Origin of the sequence: uncultured Devosia sp., assembly GCF_913055165.1 — a bacterium.
In the GTDB taxonomy this organism is placed as follows: domain Bacteria; phylum Pseudomonadota; class Alphaproteobacteria; order Rhizobiales; family Devosiaceae; genus Devosia.
Map to the genome: position 1 here is coordinate 120,088 of NZ_CAJXJS010000002.1, position 21,481 is coordinate 141,568.

A 21,481-nucleotide genomic window follows, 5' to 3' on the forward strand; every position below is an offset into this window, starting at 1 on the left:
GCGGGAATCACATCAATTGATCCGGCCCGATCGGCCAGAAGACATCAAAAGCCAGAGAAGGAACAGGGCGCCGCAGGCGCCGGTGACGACGCCCACAGGCAGTTGCACGGCCGGTAGCATATGTTGCGCGATCAGGTCTGAGACCAACATGACGAGCGCGCCAACCAAAGCGGCCTGAGGAAAACCGCGCCCGGTCCCCTTGAGCAGATAGCGGGCAAGCGGACCGGAGACGAAAGCGACAAAGCCGACCGGCCCCACGGCGGCGGTGGCGAAGGCAGCAAAGCCGACGGCCACCAGCATCAGGCCGAGCCGCGAGCGCTCCACGGTAGCACCCAGTGCACGGGCGGTATCATCGCCAAGTTCCATCGCGTCCAGGCCGCGGACCAGTCCGATCAATAGCGGCACCAGGACGAGCATCGCGCCACCCAAGACAATGCAGTCTTCCGGGCGCGCGGCATTGAGGCTGCCGACCAGCCACGCCATGGCCTGCTGCACTTCGTTCAAGCGGGCGCGGGTGAACAGATAGGAAATCGCGGCGGCGAGCATTGCGGCCATGCCTATGCCGATCAGCACAACCCGGAACGCGGTAACGCCATCGCGCCAGGCAAGAAGGTAGATGGCCAACGCCGTCAGAATGGCGCCAAGGAAGGCGCCGACGGAAACGGCAAGAGCGGTCCACCCCAGGATAATGATGCAGAATACGGCGGCAGCGCTGGCGCCGTGGGCGATCCCGATAATGTCGGGACTGGCCAAGGGGTTACGCAGAAGAGTTTGAAAAATGATTCCGGCCAGTCCAAAGGATGCGCCTGACAGAAGGGCAAGAACGGCGCGCGGCAGGCGAACCTGCAGCACGATGAAATCGACGCTACGATCGGTCAATCCGGTGAGCGGCGAGAACAGCGACTGGACGACTGCCAAGGGCGGTATGGGATAATCGCCCAGATAGAGCGCCAGGGCAAAGGCTGCGCCCAGTGCCGTGAGGAGTGCCAAGGAGGTGGATCGCCGGCGGCTGGCCGCGGCATGGCGCAAGGTCCTGATGCGACCGGCATAGGTGGCCATGCTCATAGTGCGGCCAGCTTGCGGCGCCGGACCAGCGCCATAAAGACCGGAGCGCCCAGAAAGGCGGTGACGATGCCAACCTGGACCTCGCCAGGTGTGGCAATGACGCGACCGATCACGTCGGCACCCAGGAGCAGGATGGGAGCGAGGAGCATCGAGTAAGGGAGAATCCAGCGGTAGCTTGGACCGGCAATCGCACGGGCGACATGCGGCACGGTCAGGCCGACAAAGGCGATGGGGCCGGCCGCTGCGGTACTCGCGCCTGCCAGGACTACAGCCGCGAGCCCAGCCAGCCCCCTGGACAGGCCGACGCGCTGGCCGATGGCCCTGGCGACGTCGTCACCCATGGACAGCCCATCCAGCAGGCGCGCGGTCGCCAGCGCCAGGAGAGCACCGATCAAAAGAAAGGGCGCAACTTGCAGCGCAATATCCACGGTGCGGCCGGACAACGAGCCAACCTGCCAGAATCGAACCTCATCCAGTGTCCGCGGGCTGGTTAGCAGAATGGCGTTGATGATGGCATAGAGCACCGCCGTGATGGCAGCGCCGGCGAGGGCCAGTTTGACAGGTGTCGCGCCGTCCCGTCCCACAGAGGCGACAGAATAGACCACGAGCATGGAAAGCCCTGCCCCGGCAAATGCCAGCCAGACATAGCTGGACAATTGCGTCATGCCGAGAAGAGCTACACCGAGAACGACCGCGAGAGAGGCCCCGGCGTGTATGCCCAGTATCGAGGGGTCGGCCAGGGGATTGCGTGTTGCTCCTTGCAGGACGGCACCAGCAAGGCCCAAAGCGGCGCCGACCATCAGGCCAACGATAGTGCGCGGCAAACGCAGATCCCAAACGATCCTGTGTTCTGTGGCATTGGGATCGAAAGCGACAAGCGCCGCCCAGACATTTTCGAGCGGAATTGCGCGGGCACCGGTGGCCAGCGAGATGAGAGCCAGGGCGAACAGGGCCAAGGCGAGCAGCAACAGGCCGAGGGCCAACCGCGCTGCCGCGCGCGCCCGTCCGCCCTCCGAGGTCGGCCGGTGGTCAGGGCGCCAGATCAGCATCGGCGGCTTTGATAGCGGCTGTGAGCTTAGCCAGTTCGCTGGCATAAACTCGATAATTGCGCAGCCAGAATGCCGGCCAATCGGCGACCTGACCTGCTTGGGCAGCCTTCATCAGTGTCCAAGTCGGTTGCGCCATGGCTGTCTGCATTGTGGCGTCCGAGCGGTTGTCGACCATGATCAGGTCGGGTTGGTACTTGTCTGCGTTCTCCCAGGAGAGAATTTCCCAATATCCGCGGTCGTCTGCCACTTCAGGGTCGATAAGATCGAGGCCCCAATTGGCGAAATCCATCAGCTCGGAAGAGCCAGCTGTGGCGGCGACATAGAGCGCGTCTGCCCCGGCCCAGACGGCAAGGGCGGTAAGGTCTGGCTTGGCAGCTGTCGCAGCCTTGAATTCGGCCAAGGCGGCCTGGAAGGCAGACTTCTCCGCGGCGATGGACGGAGCAGCCAGATCGGCACCCAGACTCTGGGCCAATGCCTCATAGTCCTCGATCAAGGTCAGGATTGATGCGCCCTGCTCCGGACCGGTGACCGGAGCCAGTGGCGCCAGCGCGGAAACGACGTCATCGCCACCGGACCAGGTAGATTCGAGTGGCCAGTATTCTGCGACGATCAGGTCCGGCTCCAATGCGGCAGCCTTCTCGATATCGACTTCGCCCCAGGCCTGGCCGATGATTTCGATGCCGGCCAGGTCCAGACCTTGCAGGGCCTTGGCATCGGCGACTGCGCTGTCGGCATAGATGCCCACCGGGCGAATTCCCAGTGGGATAAGTCCTGCGGCCGCATCCTGGCTGGCGATAATGCGTTGGGGCACTGCGTCCAGCTCGACGGCGTTGCCATCGCCCCCCACGTAGTGCCAGCCTTGGGCCATACCTGGGAGCGTCGTCATCGTGAAGAGAGCGAGGGTGAATGCGACAGCACGAAACATGACAACGATCTTCAGGTTTCAGGGATAGCGATCCCTAAACTCCATAAGATGATCGGTCAAGTCATGTTAACTGGACGCTGAACGGTCAATCGGGCGACGGTATTGGTAGATGCCAACATCGATCGAGCCTTCGGCAAATCCGGCCTCGCAATAGGAGAGATAGTAGACCCATTTGCGCTTGAAATACTCGTCATAACCCAAGGGGGCGATCATCGGCCACCGCTCAAGGAAGCGTTCGCGCCACAGGCGTAGCGTGCGTGCATAGGACTGACCAAAGGTCTCCACCTGCTCCAGAATGAGGCCGTATCGCTCGCCGAACTCCTTCATGACCGTCTTGGTCAGGAGCATGCCGCCGGGGAAGATGTAGCGCTGAATGAAGTCCGGACCGGCGCGATAGCCTTCAAAATCGGCCTCGTTGATGGTTATGGCCTGAATGGCGGCGGTGCCTCCGGGCTTGAGCCGGTCGTGTAGGGTCTGGAAATAGCTGGGCCAATTGTCCTCACCGACCGCCTCGATCATTTCGATCGAGCCGATATGGTCGAACTGCCCCTGGGTGTGCCGATAGTCTTCGAAGACCAGTGTTGCATATTGATCGAGCCCCTGCCGAGCCAGTCGCTCGAGGCCGAATTTGAGTTGTTCGGCTGACAGCGTAATGCCGCGCAGATTGGCCTTGTAGTCGCGCGCCACCGTTTCGGCGAAGCCGCCCCAGCCGCAGCCGATCTCGAGTACGGTGGAGCCTTCCTTGATGCCGGCCATGTCGGCGACGCGCCGATACTTGGCCAGTTGCGCCTCCTCCAGGCTTTGGTCGCCGGAGGTGAAGACAGCCGACGAATAGGTCATGGAAGGGTCGAGCCACTGGCCATAGAAGTCGTTGCCCAGATCGTAGTGCTCGGCAATGTTCTTCTTGGACCCTTCGAGCGTGTTTCTGCGGGAGAGATGATAGTGCAGATCGCCCGCGGCACGGCGGAAGAACCCCTTGCCCGCCTGGTCGAACATGTCACGGTTCTGCAGGAAAAAGCGGAACAGCGCGGTCAGATCGTCCGATTCGATGTCGCCATTCATGTAGGCGGCAGCAAACCCGACCGTGCCGCGCTGCATGGCCTCGGAGATGACCTTCAGGTTGTTCAGGCGCAGCGTGGCATGCTCGCCGCTGTTGCCCTGGCCCACGGTGCGTGTCCTGCCATTTGGAAAGATCACCGTCAGCGAGCCATGCATCGGCTTGCCGATCAGAGAAACGCCAACCTGCTCCACCAGCCAGGACGTCAGGTGCGTCCAAAGCGAGGCGCCGGTCTGGGAGTGTTCGACGGCTGTTTTTGTCATTGTGCCGCTTGGTCCAACTGTCACTACATGTGGCGGCGCAGCGCGGGCCCGTCGCCTGGCAAAGCGTCTGGAGGTGCACAAGGGGCGGCGTCGCCTCCCACCGGACACCAGCAGATAGTTTAGCTGCCGCAATTGGATATGCAAGCCGCCTCGCGCAACCTGGAAGCCAGTGCGCCCCTCACCACACTCCACTACGCCACGGACATGGTTTTGGATCTCGCGACCTTCAACGCGGGGGGCGGGCTAGATCGTGCAGGCGGAATTGTACCTGCTCGCGCCCCTGATAATGGTCGATGGAGAGACCGCCTGCGAAATGCAGTGGCTCATCTCCGCCCCGCATAAGCGCGTCGCCCAGTGGCGTCCCGGCGGCGCGGAATGCGATTGCCTTGAGCCTGGCCCCGTCGTCCGACGACAGGGAGAAGCTCACATGTCCGCCCTTGCCGACGATCTGAGGGAAACGGGCGCGATGGGCGGGAAAGGCAAATACCGGCGATGGATTGCCCGAGCCATAGGGACCCGCCCGCTCCAGACTGTGGAGCAGGTCAAGCGTGGCACCCCGCGCGGTGAGCGCCGCATCAATCTTGAGTGCCGAGGCCGCCCGTGCCGACGCGACACCGGCGGCGAGTGCTTCGGTCAGGAATACGCGAAACGGCCCCAAATCGCCTGGCTTGAGCGACACACCGGCGGCCATGGCATGACCGCCGCCCTTGGGAACAAGTCCCTGCTCTACCGCGGCGATGACCGCACTTCCGAGGTCAACACCGGGAATCGAGCGCCCCGAACCGGTTCCGGTTCCATCTGGATTGAGAGCAATCGCGAAGCTCGGGCGATCAAAGCGCTCTCGCAGACGGGCAGCGACCAAACCAACAATGCCGGGATGCCAATCCGCAGACGCGAGTACGAGCACCGGTGGGCCTTCCCCACCGCCGATCTCCGCTTCGGCAGCAGCGCAGGCCTGTTCGACGGCCTCGACCTCAATGCGCTGGCGCTCGCTGTTCAATTCGTCCAGTTGAGCCGCGATCACCATGGCCTGATGTTCATCGTCCAGCGCGAGCAGCCGCGTACCCAAGGCCGCATCGCCAATGCGACCACCAGCATTGATGCGCGGACCTATGAGAAACCCCAGATGGTATGGATTGAGTGGACCGCCGACGCGCGCCGCAAGGACCAAGGCAGCCAAACCTGGCTTGTCTCCGCGACGGGCGACTTCCAGGCCCCGCACAACAAAGGCCCTGTTCAGGCCGGTGAGCGGGACGACATCACAGACCGTGGCCAGCGCAACCAGATCAAGCAGACCCAGCAGATCCGGCAGACCCGTGTCGCCACGGTTTCGCAATGTGCGGTTCACGGCGACCAGCACCATGAAGGTCACACCGGCCGCGCAGAGATAGCCGAGACCGGAAATGTCATCGGGGCGGTTTGGATTGACCAGTGCTGTCGCTAGCGGGAGATCGTGATCCGACAGGTGATGATCGACCACCAGAACGTCGACGCCACGGCCGCGCGCGTTAGCGATGGGCTGGTCGCTGGTGGTGCCGCAATCGAGTGTGATGATGAGAGAGGCGCCGCCATCAATGAGCTTGTCCATCGCCGCCACATTGGGGCCGTACCCCTCAAAAATGCGATCGGGAATATGGACCTGCGGCTGAATGCCGAAATGGCGGAGATACCGGGTCATCAGCGCACAGGAACAGGCGCCGTCCACGTCATAGTCTCCGAACAGGGCGACAGGTTCATTGTCGGTGATGGCTTTGGCCAACCGTTCGGCCAGAGCATCCATGTCCGTCAATGTGGACGGGTCGGGCATGAGCGCGCGAATAGTCGGCTCGAGATAGCTTTCAGCAGCCTCCAGGCTGACACCCCTGGCCGCCATCACCCGCGCCAGAATGTCCGGAATGCCTGTGCGTTGGCTGATCGCCGTCGCGTTGCGCGCCGCAGCGCTGTCGAGCCGATCGACCCAGGCGCGGCCGCTAACCGATTGGGCGATGTCGAGGAAAGGGCGCGGGTTTTCGAGCATGGGCCGGGGTTAGTCGGTTTGGCAGGGTATGGAAAGGGCTATGTGCATAAGACGCGTTGGCGCCTCCTTGGTCGCATCCTTGGGATGAGCCCTGCCCTCACCGCGCGTGCCTTGCCTTGATCCAGCGCGTCGTCTGGCTCCAGCTCCGCATTACCACCGTACTGGTTTCGACCCAGCCGCGGCGCAATCTTACGCCCTCGGCCAGGGAACCGTCAGTGACGCCGGTCGCGGAGAACAGCACGTCGCCTGACGCCAGCTCGGTGACGTCGTAGATGCGGTTGGGATCTTCGATGCCCATTTCCTTGGCGTGCATGCGCTTGTCTGGCGTGTCGAGGATCAGCTTGCCCTGCATATGCCCGCCTATGCAGCGTAGTGCGGCGGCCGCGAGCACGCCTTCGGGTGCCCCGCCCGAGCCGAGATAAATGTCGACGCCGGTATCGGCGGTGTTCACGGCATGGATGACGCCCGCAATATCGCCATCACTCAACAGCTTGACCGAAACGCCGGCCGTACGTAGTTCTTCGAGCAGGCCGCCATGGCGGGGACGATCCAACACGATTGCAGTGATTTCCGAGATCGGAACGCCCTTGGCCTTGGCGAGCGCGCGGACATTTTCCGCGGCGGACCATTCGATATGCACCGTTTCGGGCGGGTATTCCGCGCCGATGGCGATTTTGTGCATGTAAACGTTTCGAGCAACATTGAGCAGCCCGCCACGCTCGGCCATGGCGAGCACCACAAGCGAGTCAGGCTGGTTCTTGGCGCAGAGGGTGACACCTTCGAGCGGGTCGACCGCGATATCGACCTCGGGCCCCTGCCCCATACCGACGGATTGGCCGACATAGAGATCGTCGCACTCGAACTGCTCGCCTTCGCCGATGACAATGCGGCCGGATATGGCAACTTCGTCCAGTTCAGCCTTCATGGCTGAGACCGCTGCTTCGTCGGCGGCCTTTTCATTGCCTTTGCCACGCCACTCGGCAGCCGCGATTGCCGCGCGCTCCGTGACCCGCACCATTTCGAGTGTCAGGGTACGATGCAGGTTTGCCGGGCTTTTGCCGTCCACGACCTTGCTGAGCTTCATGTCTTCCCCCGAAGCTCAAGCCAGGCTCAGAGCTTCTCTATGCGGATCAATTGCGGTTCGCCGACTATGAACCCATCATCGGCGATCTGTGCAAGCGCTTCGCGCACCGATGATTCCAAAGTCTGTTGAGTAATCATCACCACGGTACGCGTTGGCGAGCCATCGGGTGCGACAGCCTTGGCACTCAAATCCGACCGCTGGATGACACTATCGATGGAGATGGACTTTTCCCCCATGCGGGTCGCAATGGCCGCAAGGGCACCGGGCACGTCCTTGGCACTGAGGCGAATGTAGAAGCCGCCTTCATGGGCACGATCAGGCGCCTCGCGATAGGGCAGCAATTCGTCGCTGGGGACGCCAAGCGGTGGCACCCGCGTGCCGCGGGCAATATCGAGAATATCCGAGAGCACAGACGAGGCAGTGGGCGGACCGCCTGCGCCCGGGCCGGCCAGCAGCAATTCGTGGACATGGTCGGTTTCGAGCGCTACGGCATTCATCACGCCATCCACACCGGCAATGGCGCTGCCCTTTGGGACAAAGGTGGGATGAACGCGTTGCTCGATACCACCATTAGTGCGTTCGGCAATGCCCAGCAGTTTGATCTTGTAGCCGAGTTCGGCCGCGACCTGTATATCGTGCTGGGTAATCCTGGAGATACCCTCAACCCGCATCTTGTCCGGCGCGATCTCGTAGCCGAAGCACAGCGTGGACAGGATGGAGAGCTTGTGTGCTGTGTCAAAGCCTTCCACGTCGAAGGTTGGGTCGGCTTCGGCATAACCGAGTGCCTGTGCATCCTTGAGGCAATCGGCAAAGGAGATGCCCTCATTGCCCATGCGCGTCAGGATATAGTTGCAGGTGCCGTTCATGATGCCAAAGACCTTGGCGATGCGGGCCGAGCCCAGGCCTTCGCGCAATGTCTTGATGACGGGAATGCCGCCGGCAACCGCCGCTTCAAATCCCAGCTGTGCACCTGATTCCTCGGCCAGCCGTGCCAGGGTAACGCCATGCTTGGCGAGCAACGCCTTGTTTGCCGTGACCACCGGCCGTCCGATCTCCAGCGCCGCTTTCACCGAGGCAAAGGCCGGACCATCCTCTCCGCCGATCAGTTCGACAAAAAGATCGATACCGTCCCATTTGGCCAGAGCCACCGGGTCGTCGAACCATTCCAGGCCGGAAATGTCTATGCCGCGGTCGCGGGAGCGTGAGCGCGCCGCAACCGCCACGACCTCCAATTGCCGGCCAAGCTTTCGCGTCAGCTCGGCGCCATCCTTCTGCAGGATACGCACCAGCGTCGCGCCCACATTACCCAGTCCGGCAACGCCAACCCTCAGCGGTGCCTGCCGGTCCGTATCCCCCAGCTCAGTCATGGCCTTGAGGATGCGCGCGCGCGTTTCGCTGCGCGGCTCGCGACCATCTCTGAGGTCGAAAACGAATAGCGGGTCGCCCGCCACGATGCGGCCGAAACGGGTCGGCGTCCACCCCCGGGCGGAGATGAAGGATTCAACGGCTTGGCGGAAAGACTGGATATCGCTCATGGTGCCGCCATGTGCATAGGAATTCGCCTAGCCGTCAATAGGAGTTGTAGTAGGAAATTGGGCCGATCCGGCGATCAGCCCAACGCTAGCGCCTATTCGGACCTGGCGGCGGCGGCCGCCCGCCCCACTTCGGCGATCACCTCGGGGAAACCCCAACGAAGCGAAGCTGGGGTGATGGCGCCACTGACCGCCATGGTCAGTTCGTCCCCGACCAGGATTGTATAAGCGCCCTTCTGCACCAGCGGCGAGAGCTGGATGAGGTCCATGGCAAAGAACTCATCCGCTGATTGCTGGTTGGAGAAGAAGCTCAGTAGCATGTCTGCTGGAATCGTATCGAAGTTCTCGTAGCTCAGCAGGTAGGCAATTCTGGTGTCCACCAGTGCACCGCCTTCAGCTTCTCCTGCGGGAACCATACCGATATCGGCAAATAGCTGAACACGAGGGTCTCCGGCGATACGGACAGACACCTGGCCGTCATTTCGATTGACGATGTTGGCAAAGACCGTTCCTTCGATATCCGGATAGGCGTTCCGCTGCTCGATCATCCAGTCCATGGTATCTGCGATTAGGGCATCGGCCTGCTCCGAACGGCCTAGGGCCCGGCCGGTCGTGGACACGACCTGCTGCCAGCTGGCGAACCATGCGCGCTCTGGAAAAGCGACCACCGGGGCAATCTGGCTCAGTGCCGCATATTCGTCTTCCGTCAGACCAGAATAGGGCGCGATGATCACATCGGGCCCTAGGGCAGCAATGGCTTCGAGGGGCACTTCTGAAGCGTTGGGCAGGACAGTGGGCATTTCCATGCCCTTCTCGGCGAGGAGTTCCTCCGTCCAAGGCAGGATGCCGTCATCGCCGCCGCCATAAGCGAAGAACGGCATGCCGACGGGCTGTATACCCAAATCAATGACGACATCCTGAGCCGACCAACCCCAGGTAACAACGCGCTCTGGCTCCGACACAATGATTGTGGTGCCGAGCGCATGCTCGATACTTACGGGAAAGGCCTCAACACCAGACGCCGGCATTGCAGCGCTGGCTGTCGCGAACAGGGCTGCGGCAAGAATACTGCGCATTGGTGTCGCTCCTAGTTCTGGGCGTTTCGTGCCGCGGCGGCGAGCACTTCGAGATAGCGCGGCAGACCCCAGCGCAGAGAAAGAACGCTGGGCGGAGAAACGGAGGCCACGTTTTCGGTACCCACAAGGGCCGCCAAACCGCCATTGGCGATCGGCGGATAGGTCTTTGCGGCGGGTGTCGCCAGCCAAGCGTCCAGGGCCGACCGTTCTTCGTGATAGGTGATGAAGATATCGGCTTCGAGCTGGTCAAAGAGCTCATAGCTGAGTGGGTAATAGAAGGCATCGTCTCCGGGCGCCATGGCAGCGACGCTCGGGTTCATGACCATGCCGAAATCGGTCAGGAACTTCATTCGAGCGTCCAGCGGCGCATAGACGGCCATAGAGCCATCATAATCGTTTGCGCTGGCGAATGTGACGTCCTTGAGCTCCGGATAGCGCGCGAATTCAGCCTCGACCCAGGCGGTTGTCTTGGAGACGAGAGCCTGAGCCTCATCCTCCCTGCCGAGGACCTTGCCGATGATCAGGGTCAGGTCCTGCCAAGAGGTTGACCAGGGCGCTCCGGTATAGGCGACAGTGGGCGCAATGCCAGAAAGCAGCGCGTATTGGTCCTCGGTGATACCCGAATAGGCCGCGATGATGACGTCGGGATCCAGAGCGGCAATCTGCTCTATCGGTGGTTCTCCACCGGCGTCGAGAATGGTCGGCGTCTGGGCGCCGGAAGCAGCCAACGCCTCCTCCACCCATTCGTGAATACCGTTGTCGCCGCCGCCGTATGACTGAAAGGGCATACCGACCGGCGTCACGCCAAGGGCGATGACGACGTCCTCATTGCTCCAGCCCCAAGTGACAATGCGCTGCGGTTCAGCGGGAATGACAGTTTCGCCATGAGCATGCGCAATCGTGACGGGAAAGGATTGCGCCTGGGCGGCAACAGCCGTGCCCAAGGCAATGGCTACGGAAAAGACTAGCGAATGTACGGACATGAACCACCCTTTGCACGGAGACGAGTCTCCATACAAAAGGTGATATCATTTGTCATGTATTATTTTCGGAGTTCGACACTCCGATTATGTCAGGCCTTGAGAGGCACCACATTGCCCTGCCCGGTCTTGGCGCCGAGCAGCTTCTTGACGTTGCGGGCGGCCTGGCGAATGCGTTGCTCGTTCTCGACAAAGGCGAGACGGATGTACTGGTCACCATATTCGCCGAAACCGACGCCCGGGGCCACCGCAACGCCAGTTTCCTGCACCAGCAGCTTGGCAAATTCGAGCGAGCCGAGATGGGCGAACTGATCTGGGATCGGGGCCCAGGCAAACATGGTGGCGCGCGGCACCGGAATGGTCCAGCCAGAGCGTCCAAAGCTTTCCACCATGACGTCGCGGCGGTGCTTGTAAATCTTGCGGACCTCGTCGACCACCGAATCCGACCCATTCAATGCAGCAACGGCTGCGACCTGAATGGGAGTGAAGGCACCGTAGTCGAGATAGGATTTCACGCGCGCCAGGGCGGCGATCAGGCGCTCGTTGCCGACGGCAAATCCGACACGCCAGCCGGGCATGGAATAGGTCTTGGACATCGAGGTGAACTCCACCGCGATATCCATGGCTCCGGGAACCTGCAGCACCGATGGCGGCGGCACGTCATCGAAATAGATCTCGGAATAGGCGAGATCGGACAGGATGAAGATGTCGTTGGCCTTACAGTACTTGACGACCTCGGTGTAAAAATCGAGGTCTGCAGTGTAGGCGGTCGGGTTCGCCGGATAGTTCAGGACCAGTGCGATCGGCTTGGGAATGGAATGGCGCACAGCACGATCGAGCGAGCGCATGAAGTCTTCGTTCGGATCAGCCGGCATGGAGCGCACCACGCCGCCCGACATAATGAAGCCGAAGGAGTGAATGGGATAGGTGGGGTTGGGCACAAGGACCACGTCGCCTGGAGCGGTAATGGCTTGCGCCATATTGGCAAAGCCTTCCTTTGACCCAAGGGTCGCCACGACCTGGGTGTCGGGATTGAGCTTCACACCGAAGCGGCGACCGTAATAGCTGGCCTGCGCCTTGCGGAGCCCGGGTATGCCCTTGGACGTCGAATAGCGGTGGGTGCGCGGATCGAGCACGGTTTCCTTGAGCTTGTTGACGATGTGCTCAGGTGTGGGCAGGTCGGGATTGCCCATGCCCAGATCGATAATGTCAACGCCCTCGGCGCGCGCCTTGGCCTTGATCGGGTTGATGTGCTCGAACACGTAGGGTGGCAGACGGCGGATGCGATGGAAGACTTCGCTCATTATTTCCTCGGAGGTCCCTCGGACCTGTAGCTGGGCCGCGACGCGCCAAAGCGCCACGCCTCTTGTCATGTGAGGCCAATTATCGCGGAATTATGGTTTTATGCAGGTTAAGCGGCCCAAGCGGGCCGACGACATATCTATTCGGCTCTTCCCGGCCACCAGGTGGCCATCGGGAAGAGCTATCGGGCGCTTGCTGCCGCCGCGCCGCGAGCCGCCACCGGTGTGCCGGCGAGCAAAGCTCCAAACCATGCAACAGTGAACGGGGACGCCATGTCTCTTGCCCTTCAGAAAAGACTTCTGATACCACCCAACCGTGGTTAGCGTCTTATTATGGCCTCGGACAAGTCTTGTAAATGCCAGGCGGCCTTTACATGTAATCACCTTGTCGGCCGAAGCGCGGCCTGGGCTGCTCGGATAGGTGCATGGGAAAACGCGTCGCAATCGCAACAATCGGCACTTCGGGTGACGTCCGGCCCTATCTTGCGCTGGCCAAGACCCTAAAGGAAGACGGTCACGACGTCGTATTGGGCACCAATGCGGACTTTGAGGAGCTGGTGACGTCGCACGGGGTGGAGTTCCACTCCCTGGGCACCAAGATCCAGGATTGGTTGCAGGAATCACGCTTCGACAACGCAATCAGCCAGATGAAGCTGCACCATTTTCCGGCGCTGCTGCGGGAAGGCCAGGCGTTGGTGGAGCGGGCGGCGCGCAACGCATGGGCAATGTCCCAAGGTGCCGACGCGATCGTGGTCAACATCAATACCAGCTTCGGCATAGACATCGCTGAAGCGTTGGATATCCCCGTGATCATGACGGCGATGCAGCCGCTGAACCCGACCAGGGAATTCCCCATTTGCGCCTATGAGGTGCCTGATCTGGGGCCCACCTTCAACAAGCTCAGCTACATTGCGATGAACTTGCAGCAGGCCTATTACGACATGCCGCGAGACCGGGTGCGCAAGCAGTTGATGGGCTTGGGGCCACGCAAGCGCGGTGGGCTGTTCAAGGACAGCAATGGCAACAACATCCCGACACTCTACAATTTTTCCGCCACTGTATCGCCGCGCCCGCGCGACTGGCCACAGACTGCGGTGGTGACTGGATTCTGGTTTCTGGACGACATCAGCGGCTGGACGCCATCACCAGAACTTCAGGCCTTTCTGGATGCTGGCCCGCCGCCAGTCTATATCGGTTTCGGCTCAATGCCGTTCGGGGCCGAGCGCAATACGCAATTGCTGCGGTCCGCGCTGGAGCAGTGGGGCGGCCGGGCCATCGTTGCGCGGGGCTGGGGCGGGATCAACCCGGCCGATTTGCCGAACACCGTGTTCGCCGTGGCCGAGGCCCCCCATGACATGCTTTTCCCGCTGGTGTCGGCGGTTGTTCATCATGGCGGCGCGGGAACGACTGCCGCGGGACTGCGGGCGGGCAAACCAACCTTCACCGTGCCCCAGGCCTATGATCAGCGCTATTGGGGCCGGCGCGTGAGAGCACTGGGATGCGGCCCTGCTCCGGTGCGCCTGCGCGCGATCACACCAGAAATTCTGGCCAAGGCCTTGTTTGAATTGACCAACAACAAGGCCATGGCCGCCAATGCGAAGAGTATTGGCCGCATTCTATCGGAAGAAAAAGGGCTGGAGACCGCGGCGCGGTTCATCGAGACGACGATAGAGGCTGCCGAGGCGGGCGCGCGGCGCTATCCGGTTACGGGGTGAATCGGCGCGAACACATCTCGCCGGAGAGCGCCTCCGGGCCCGTTCAGGCCGACACCCGGCCGATGAATATCTGCCTCGTCGGGGCTGGTGGCGGCATTGGCCGCCAGCTCGCAAAAAGCTTCTCGGACCGTCATTCGGTCACAGCGGTTTATCGGAGCCCCCCGGCCGGAGTGCCACCCGGCATCCAAGCCGTGCAGTTCAGCAATGGCAGTGATCTGGCCTCGGCGGTCGCCGCGGCGGACGTTGTCGTCCATGCTGCGCTCAACAGCAAGGCGCGGGGCAAGCGCTTCATAGAGACCAATCGCGCCACGACCGAAAGGCTGCTGGAGCTGCTGTCGCCGGAACGCTGCAGGCTCTTTGTCTATTTTAGCTCGCAGGTGGTCTATGCCGCACTTGATCCGATCAATGCGCCACACCAGAGCGAGGACGCGGTCCTGGTCGAGACCGGGAAACTGGACGCCTACACCCGGCTGAAGATGGCCGAAGAGGCCAGTGTCATAGAGGCCTGTACCAGCAGGAAGATCAACTATCTCATCGTCCGGCCAACAATGGTCATGGGACCCGGCATGGCCTGGTCGAGCGGCATTGTCGGAGCCATGCGGGTCGCGCCGATCGGCCTCAGGGGCCGTACGATCAATCTGGTTCATGTTGAGGACCTGGCCGCTCAACTTCTCGCTCTGATCGAGCGCGGCGTATCAAATGAGGTCGTCAATCTCGGTGACCTCGATGTCAGGTCCGACGACTATTTCCGGCACGCAGCCAAGCTCGCCAACCGCTCGATATTGCTGCTGCCCGATTGGGTGAGCAGTGTGGCGGGCGGGGTCATCCCCTCTACGTTGTGGTTCTTGTCGCATGACGTGCGGGTTGCTTCAGAGAAGGTACGGTCGCTCAGCGGAATCACGACCGGACGAACATTGGACGATTTTTTCGAGCCCCCTGCCCGGGTCGTACAAGCACGAACGCTGGACGACATCCGGAACACGGTTCGCAGCGGCAAGCCGTATCACGCCATTGGGCGTGGATACTTCCTGTGGTTCAACGATCGCAAGCAGACCGATCAGCTGGTCATGGAGCACTATGCCGGCATTGTCGGGCTGGAAGGCGATGCCCTGACGGTCAAGGCCGGCACAACCCTACGCGACATTCTGGATTATCTGGTTCCGCGCGGATTGACCCTGGCGACATTGCCCGAATTCGTCGACATCTCTGCAGGGGCCTGCTTCTTTGCCGAAGTGCATGGCAGCAGCGCCGAACATATCTCCGTCTATGATGTGATCATGGCTATCCGGTTCGTCGACAGCCGCGGGGAAGAGGTTTTCTCCACGCGTGACGAGGCAAGCTGGGACAGATTGCGCGGCGATGGCGGCATTGTGGTGACTGAAGTCACCTTTCGCTGCCGCCCCAACCAGCTGCTCGCAAACAGCATAGAATGGCAAAGGGAGAGCCGGCTGGAGGATTACGTCGCCGGCGAATACCGCGTCAATTTCAGCACCACCGTCCACTGGTATCCGCGCAGTCACGAATTGATGGTCTACAATGTCAACCCGGTCGAGGGCGTCGAGCCGGGCGACAGGCGGCCGTTTCCACCGATGCGCGGATCGCCGCACTGGATCCAGAAGCTGCTGCTCAATCTGCGCATGCGCGGGCGACAGCGGATCGTAGGCACCTCGGAGAGGGTGCTGGCACCTTGGACAGGTGTTCCGGCGAAGCGTCTGCTCGGCAAATTCTTCCGTGATACGCGGCGGCGGGTGCGCAATATGGAGGTATGCGTTCCCGATACGCATGCTGCGGAGTTCGTCGCCAAGCTCAGGCGGCACCTGCCGGAAATGAAGCTGATGCCCGGACAGGGTATCGGCGTGCGGTTCACCCGCGACCCCGTCTCGGGGCGCGGGTTTGTGTGGGTCGAGATGACGTCTCGAGACGTCTCACAGATGCATGCCATGGTGGAAATGGCCCGGGCAGCATGTGGCGAGCAGTTCTGGCTGCACCGCGGCAAATATGTGCCAGCAAATATTGGCGTCGAGCACCTCTACATTCCGCGAAACCAGACGCAGAAATGAAAATGGCGGCCCCGGGGCCGCCATTCTTGTGACGTGGAAGCAGCGATCAGTGCGTCACACTGGCGCCGGCGTCGTCGGCCGGATCCGCCTTGGCCGCCACGGCGGGTTCTGCATCGAAATCCCACTCGATCGGTTCGGGCTTGCGCACCAGCGCACGCTCGATGACCTGGTCCATGCGGCTGACCGGAACGATCTCCATGCCTTCCTTGACGATGTCCGGGATATCCTGGAGGTCGCGGACATTCTCTTCGGGGATCAGCACGGTCTTGATGCCGCCGCGCAGGGCCGCCAATAGCTTCTCCTTGAGACCGCCGATCGGCAGCACCCTGCCCCTCAGCGTGATCTCACCGGTCATGGCGACATCATTGCGGACGGGAATGCCGGTCATTACCGAAACGATAGCGGTGGCCAGCCCAATACCAGCCGAGGGACCATCCTTGGGGGTGGCGCCTTCGGGCAGGTGAACGTGAATGTCGCGCGTATCGAACATGGGTGGCTTGATGCCGAAGTCGATGCAGCGGGACTTCACATAGGCCTGGGCGGCGGTCAGCGATTCCTTCATCACTTCCTTGATGTTGCCGGTCACCGACATGCGGCCCTTGCCCGGCGTCATCACGCCTTCGATGGTCAGCATTTCGCCACCAACCGAGGTCCAGGCGAGGCCAGTCACCAGGCCCACCTGCGCTTCGGCCTCGATCTCGCCATGCTTGAAGATCTGCGGACCGAGATATTCGGCGAGCTTCTCCTCAGTGATCTCGATCGACTTGACCTTGGTGCGAACGATGTCGGTCACGGCCTTTCGCATCAGCTTGGAGATTTCGCGCTTGAGGTTGCGGACGCCGGCTTCGCGGGTATAGCCGCGAATGACCTTCATCAGCATCTCGTCGGAGAGCACGAACTCGCCATGGGCGATGCCATTTTCCTTGGCCGCTTCCGGGATCAGGTGCTGCTTGGCAATCGCATGCTTTTCCTCTTCGGTATAGCCGGAGAGGCGGATGATCTCCATGCGGTCCATCAACGGGCCGGGAATGTTGAGCGTGTTCGAGGTGGTGACGAACATCACATCCGAAAGGTCAAAATCGACCTCCAGATAGTGATCGGAGAACGTGTTGTTCTGTTCCGGATCTAGCACTTCGAGCAGAGCCGAAGACGGGTCGCCGCGGAAGTCCTGGCCCATCTTGTCAATTTCGTCGAGCAGGAAGAGCGGATTGTTCTTGCCCACCTTCTTCAGCGACTGGATGATCTTGCCAGGCATGGAGCCGATATAGGTGCGGCGATGGCCACGGATTTCAGCTTCATCACGGACGCCGCCGAGTGCCATGCGCACGAATTCGCGGCCGGTCGCCTTGGCGATCGACTTGCCCAGTGAGGTCTTGCCGACACCCGGAGGTCCGACGAGGCAGAGGATCGGACCCTTGAGCGTGCCCGTACGCGCCTGCACAGCAAGGTATTCAAGGATGCGCTCCTTGACCTTTTCGAGGCCGTAGTGGTCGGCATCCAGCACTTTTTCGGCAAGGGCGAGATCGCGCTTGACCTTGGACTTCTTGCCCCAGGGCAGGCCCAGAAGCGTATCAAGGTAGTTACGAACAACCGTGGCTTCGGCCGACATCGGGCTCATGCCCTTGAGCTTCTTGATCTCGCCTTCGGCCTTTGCCCGCGCTTCTTTTGAAAGCTTGGTCTTGGCCACTCGCTCTTCAAGTTCGGTGACCTCGTTGGCGCCGTCTTCGCCATCGCCCAACTCGCGCTGGATCGCCTTCATCTGCTCGTTGAGGTAGTATTCGCGCTGCGTCTTTTCCATCTGCCGCTTGACACGGGAGCGGATGCGCTTTTCGACCTGCAAGACTCCAATCTCGCCTTCCATCAGGCCGATGACCTTCTGCAGGCGCTCGATGACCGACACAGTCTGCAGCAGATCTTCCTTTTCGGGGATCTTGATGACGAGATGGCTGGCAATGGTATCGGCCAGCTTGCTGGCATTCTCGATCTGCCCGACGGCGGCGACGACTTCGGCCGAGATCTTCTTGTTGAGCTTGACGTAATTCTCGAACTCAGACTGGGCCGAGCGAGCGAGCGCCTCGATCTCGGTGGCATCTTCCTCAGGCTCAGGGAGCATGGAGGCCTCGGCCTCGAAATACTCCTCAGTCTGCAGGTAGTTGTCGATGGTGGCACGATGCAGCCCTTCCACCAGAACCTTGACTGTGCCGTCCGGGAGCTTGAGCAGCTGCAGCACGGTGGCAATGGTGCCAGTGGGGTAGATCTGATCAGGGGCAGGGTCATCATCCTGCGCATTTTTCTGCGTCACGACGAGAATGTGCTTGTCGTCGCGCATCACTTCTTCCAACGCCTTGACCGACTTCTCGCGGCCGACGAACAGCGGCACGATCATGCCGGGGAAGACGACGATGTCGCGCAGGGGGAGGACCGGGTAAACCCGATCCCGGCTCGTTTCGCCGGTGGAGGTAACTTCCGACATCACATTTCCTTTCCGGGGCGCGCCGGAGGGAGGAAGTGGTAGCGCGCCCGTATTGCGACTGCCCAGTCCCTAGAGGCTGGGCGATTCAGGTTAATAAATAGGGTGGACCACCCTGCCCGCAAGTCAAGCTTTGCGGTTTTGTGAACGTTGGCCCCACAACGCACAGGAGATATGCCAAAAATCCGGCAACACCGATGTGCCCATGGCCAGAAAAGGGGCCGTTTCGCACCCTAGCGGGCGACCTTGCGTGCCTTGAGCAAAATTGAGGTGTCGGTGGCGCCGATGCCTTCGATCTGCCGGATGGTGCGCAGCAATTCGTCAAAGGCGGCAACGTCGGCAGCCTCCAGCTCGGCAATATAGTCCCAGCGACCATTTGTGGTGTGAAGCTGGCGCAGTTCGGGGATGCCCATGAGACGCTTGAGCACCGCATCCTCTCGCTTTGTCTCGACCTCAATCATGGTGATGGCCCGCACGCCATGGCTCTGAGCAGTCGCCGTCACCACTGTGAAGCCGGCAATAGCCCCACCCTCCACCAACCTGTCCAAACGTGCCTTGGCGGTGGCACGCGAAACCCCGAGATGGGCCGCGAGCTTGGCGATGGGCAAGCGCGCATTGCTGCGAAGAAGCGCGATCAGACGGTGGTCGAGGTCGTCGAGAACCATTTTGCTCATCTCTGCTTATCAGAATGCGAAGTTCCATTCGCAAATCTAGCACATTTCTGACTTTTCGTCATCACCTGGCTGGCGCACACTGAGCTGCAACAAGGAGAGGCACCCCAATGGACCCCAGCTTCAAGCGCATCGACCTGATTGGTGTCCCTACGGACGCGGGCGCATCTTGCCGTGGATGCGGCATGGGACCGGAAGCGCTGCGCATCGCCGGCATTGGCGAAGCAATCGCTGCGCAAGGCCATGATGTGGCAGACCTTGGCGACCTGGTTCGCCCGCGGCGAAGCGATCCTGCCCTACCCTGGCGCTTGTCCGAAGCCCGGGAGGCCGAAGTGCTCGCCTTGGCCAAGCAAAGCAGCGAGGCCGCTTATGCGAGCCTCTCCGGCGGCCGTCAGCCCGTCTTCCTGGGAGGCGACCATTCCATCGCCATGGGGACCTTAAGCGGCGTCGCACGCTTTGGAGTGGCAAAGGGCAAGCCGGTCCATGTCCTGTGGATTGATGCGCATGGAGATTTCAACACGCCGGCCACATCCGAGACGGGCAATCTTCATGGGATGCCACTGGCTCTGGCGTGTGGCGAACCCGATTTCGGTCCGCAATTCGACGGCGGTTGGCGCGGCCGGATCGACCCAAAAAACGTCACCATATTCGCCGCCCGCGATATCGACCGGCCAGAGCGGGAATTGCTTGAGCGACGTGGTGTCGATGTGATCGACATGCGCCGGATCGATGAAACAGGAACGGTTGCGTTGATCCGCGAAGTGCTCGAGCGCGTCGCCGCAGACGACGGACATCTGCATGTGAGCCTGGACGTCGATGCCGTCGATCCCTCCATCGCGCCCGGCGCGGGTACGCCCGTGGCCGGAGGATTGACCTTCCGTGAGGCACATCTGGCCATGGAGATGATCCATGACAGCAACTTGATGGGGTCGCTCGACATCGTCGAACTCAACCCGATCCTCGACCATGCCGGCATGAGCGCAAGGTTGCTGGTGGACCTGACAGCGAGCCTGTTCGGCCGGCAGATCATGCCCCGCCGGACTGCACGCGAGGCCCTCACCGCCCAGAGCAGCAATGGCTAGGAGCAGACCCATGACCCAATTCGTCGGTGTGAACGATCTAAGCAAAATGGTCGGTACCATGGGCCCGCGCCGTTTCCTGCGGCGGCTGGTCGAGTACCTGGCAGACGACTTTGCCCGCTGGGGGCAGTTTGAAAAGGTGCCGCGGATTGCCAGCCATTCGCCGATCGGCGTGATCGAGCTGATGCCCACCAGCGATGGGGCACTCTACAGCTTCAAATATGTGAACGGGCATCCGGGCAACCCGAAACAGGGCAAGCTGACGGTCACCGCCTTCGGCGTGCTGTCGGATGTCGCCACAGGCTATCCCCTGCTGATCAGCGAGATGACGCTGCTGACGGCTCTGCGGACGGCGGCGACCTCGGCCTATGCAGCAAAGCTGCTGGCGCGGCCGGAGAGCCGGGTGATGGCGCTGATCGGCGCGGGCGCCCAGTCGGAATTCCAGACGCTCGCCTTCCAAGAAGTGCTGGGCATCAAGGAGGTCGTGGTGTTCGACCCCGACCCGGCAGTGGTGAAAAAGTATATGCGCAACGCCGCCGGGTTTGGGCTGACGCTGCGGGCAGCGTCGTCTGTCGAGCCGGCGGTGGCCGGTGCAGATATGGTTACCGTCTGCACGGCCGTCAAAGGCCGGCAGGCACTGGTTTCGCGGGATATGCTCAAACCGGGCGTACATATCAACGCGATTGGCGGCGACTGCCCGGGCAAGACTGAACTCGATCGCAACATTCTCGACGATGCGCAGGTCTTCGTGGAATTCACGCCACAGACGCGGATCGAAGGCGAAATCCAGCAGATGGGCGCCGAGTTTGGAGTGACTGAGCTTTGGGAGGTTGAGACCGGGCGCAAGGCCGGGCGAACCGATACCAATGCTGTCACGGTTTTCGACTCGGTCGGTTTTGCTGTCGAAGACTTTTCGGCGCTGCGGCTGGTGCACGACTTGATGGAAGGCCGCGGCAAGCGGCTCGACCTCGTGCCTGATCTCGGCAATCCCAAAGATCTCTACGGGGCCCTGCTGGGCGGAGTGGAGATGGGAATGCGGGTGGCCTGACGCGCCACGACCTCGTGGCCCGAGGCGCTTCGCGCGCCTCCCCATGAGGTCTTCCGAGATCACAGCTCTTCAAACAATAACGCCGGGCG

At 61.6% G+C, this 21,481-nt stretch carries 16 protein-coding genes; 4 read left to right on the forward strand and 12 right to left on the reverse strand.

Annotation, left to right across the window (positions count from 1 at the left end; genetic code table 11):
• Positions 1-12: 12 nt before the first annotated feature.
• The 10 genes from QZ564_RS01705 to QZ564_RS01750 form a co-directional block, all read right to left on the reverse strand.
• On the reverse strand, positions 13-1,065 hold the full coding sequence (locus tag QZ564_RS01705) for an iron chelate uptake ABC transporter family permease subunit (RefSeq protein ID WP_297103740.1): 1,053 nt from the start codon (positions 1,063-1,065) through the stop codon (positions 13-15).
• A complete protein-coding gene (locus QZ564_RS01710; protein ID WP_297103742.1) occupies positions 1,062-2,114 on the reverse strand; it encodes an iron chelate uptake ABC transporter family permease subunit in 1,053 nt (350 codons plus the stop codon). The genes QZ564_RS01705 and QZ564_RS01710 overlap by 4 nt, the downstream gene beginning before the upstream one ends.
• Positions 2,095-3,039: an ABC transporter substrate-binding protein gene (locus QZ564_RS01715; RefSeq protein ID WP_297103744.1), complete on the reverse strand. Its 945-nt coding sequence runs from the start codon at positions 3,037-3,039 to the stop codon at positions 2,095-2,097. Before QZ564_RS01715 ends, QZ564_RS01710 begins: the two co-directional genes overlap by 20 nt.
• A 66-nt stretch (positions 3,040-3,105) precedes the next feature.
• Complete coding sequence (locus QZ564_RS01720) at positions 3,106-4,359, reverse strand: cyclopropane-fatty-acyl-phospholipid synthase family protein (protein ID WP_297103747.1); 1,254 nt, start codon at positions 4,357-4,359, stop codon at positions 3,106-3,108.
• A gap of 226 nt (positions 4,360-4,585) precedes the next feature.
• On the reverse strand, positions 4,586-6,376 hold the full coding sequence (recJ, locus tag QZ564_RS01725) for a single-stranded-DNA-specific exonuclease RecJ (RefSeq protein WP_297103749.1): 1,791 nt from the start codon (positions 6,374-6,376) through the stop codon (positions 4,586-4,588).
• Between the two features lie 97 nt (positions 6,377-6,473).
• Positions 6,474-7,460 carry a class II fructose-bisphosphatase gene (gene glpX / locus QZ564_RS01730; protein WP_297103751.1) on the reverse strand — a complete coding sequence of 329 codons (987 nt, stop codon included), beginning with the start codon at positions 7,458-7,460 and terminating at the stop codon, positions 6,474-6,476.
• A 26-nt stretch (positions 7,461-7,486) separates the two neighbouring features.
• Positions 7,487-8,827, reverse strand: a complete 1,341-nt coding sequence (locus tag QZ564_RS01735) for a homoserine dehydrogenase (protein ID WP_297103837.1) — start codon at positions 8,825-8,827, stop codon at positions 7,487-7,489.
• A 260-nt stretch (positions 8,828-9,087) separates the two neighbouring features.
• On the reverse strand, positions 9,088-10,068 hold the full coding sequence (locus QZ564_RS01740) for an ABC transporter substrate-binding protein (RefSeq protein ID WP_297103753.1): 981 nt from the start codon (positions 10,066-10,068) through the stop codon (positions 9,088-9,090).
• An 11-nt stretch (positions 10,069-10,079) separates the two neighbouring features.
• Positions 10,080-11,051, reverse strand: a complete 972-nt coding sequence (locus tag QZ564_RS01745; protein WP_297103756.1) for an iron-siderophore ABC transporter substrate-binding protein — start codon at positions 11,049-11,051, stop codon at positions 10,080-10,082.
• An 89-nt stretch (positions 11,052-11,140) separates the two neighbouring features.
• Positions 11,141-12,352: an LL-diaminopimelate aminotransferase gene (locus QZ564_RS01750; RefSeq protein WP_297103758.1), complete on the reverse strand. Its 1,212-nt coding sequence runs from the start codon at positions 12,350-12,352 to the stop codon at positions 11,141-11,143.
• A 422-nt stretch (positions 12,353-12,774) separates the two neighbouring features.
• On the opposite strand from QZ564_RS01750, the gene QZ564_RS01755 reads away from it, so the two are divergent.
• Positions 12,775-14,064 carry a glycosyltransferase gene (locus QZ564_RS01755; RefSeq protein ID WP_297103760.1) on the forward strand — a complete coding sequence of 430 codons (1,290 nt, stop codon included), beginning with the start codon at positions 12,775-12,777 and terminating at the stop codon, positions 14,062-14,064.
• A 62-nt stretch (positions 14,065-14,126) separates the two neighbouring features.
• The gene (locus QZ564_RS01760) at positions 14,127-16,124 is read left to right on the forward strand and encodes an NAD-dependent epimerase/dehydratase family protein (RefSeq protein ID WP_297103762.1); all 1,998 of its coding nucleotides are present in this window, start codon (positions 14,127-14,129) and stop codon (positions 16,122-16,124) included.
• A gap of 46 nt (positions 16,125-16,170) precedes the next feature.
• Here the strand turns inward: QZ564_RS01760 and lon are convergent, their stop codons facing one another.
• Entirely contained in the window at positions 16,171-18,597 is a 2,427-nt protein-coding gene (lon, locus tag QZ564_RS01765) for an endopeptidase La (protein ID WP_297103764.1), read from the reverse strand.
• A 230-nt stretch (positions 18,598-18,827) separates the two neighbouring features.
• Positions 18,828-19,259 (reverse strand): Lrp/AsnC family transcriptional regulator, encoded by a 432-nt coding sequence (locus tag QZ564_RS01770; RefSeq protein ID WP_297103766.1) that lies wholly within the window; start codon positions 19,257-19,259, stop codon positions 18,828-18,830.
• A gap of 116 nt (positions 19,260-19,375) precedes the next feature.
• Here QZ564_RS01770 and rocF point away from each other — a divergent pair, with 116 nt between their 5' ends.
• Together rocF and QZ564_RS01780 are read left to right on the forward strand one after the other, a co-directional pair.
• On the forward strand, positions 19,376-20,347 hold the full coding sequence (rocF, locus tag QZ564_RS01775; protein ID WP_297103768.1) for an arginase: 972 nt from the start codon (positions 19,376-19,378) through the stop codon (positions 20,345-20,347).
• 10 nt (positions 20,348-20,357) lie between these two features.
• Entirely contained in the window at positions 20,358-21,392 is a 1,035-nt protein-coding gene (locus QZ564_RS01780; RefSeq protein ID WP_297103770.1) for an ornithine cyclodeaminase, read from the forward strand.
• Positions 21,393-21,481: the final 89 nt, after the last annotated feature.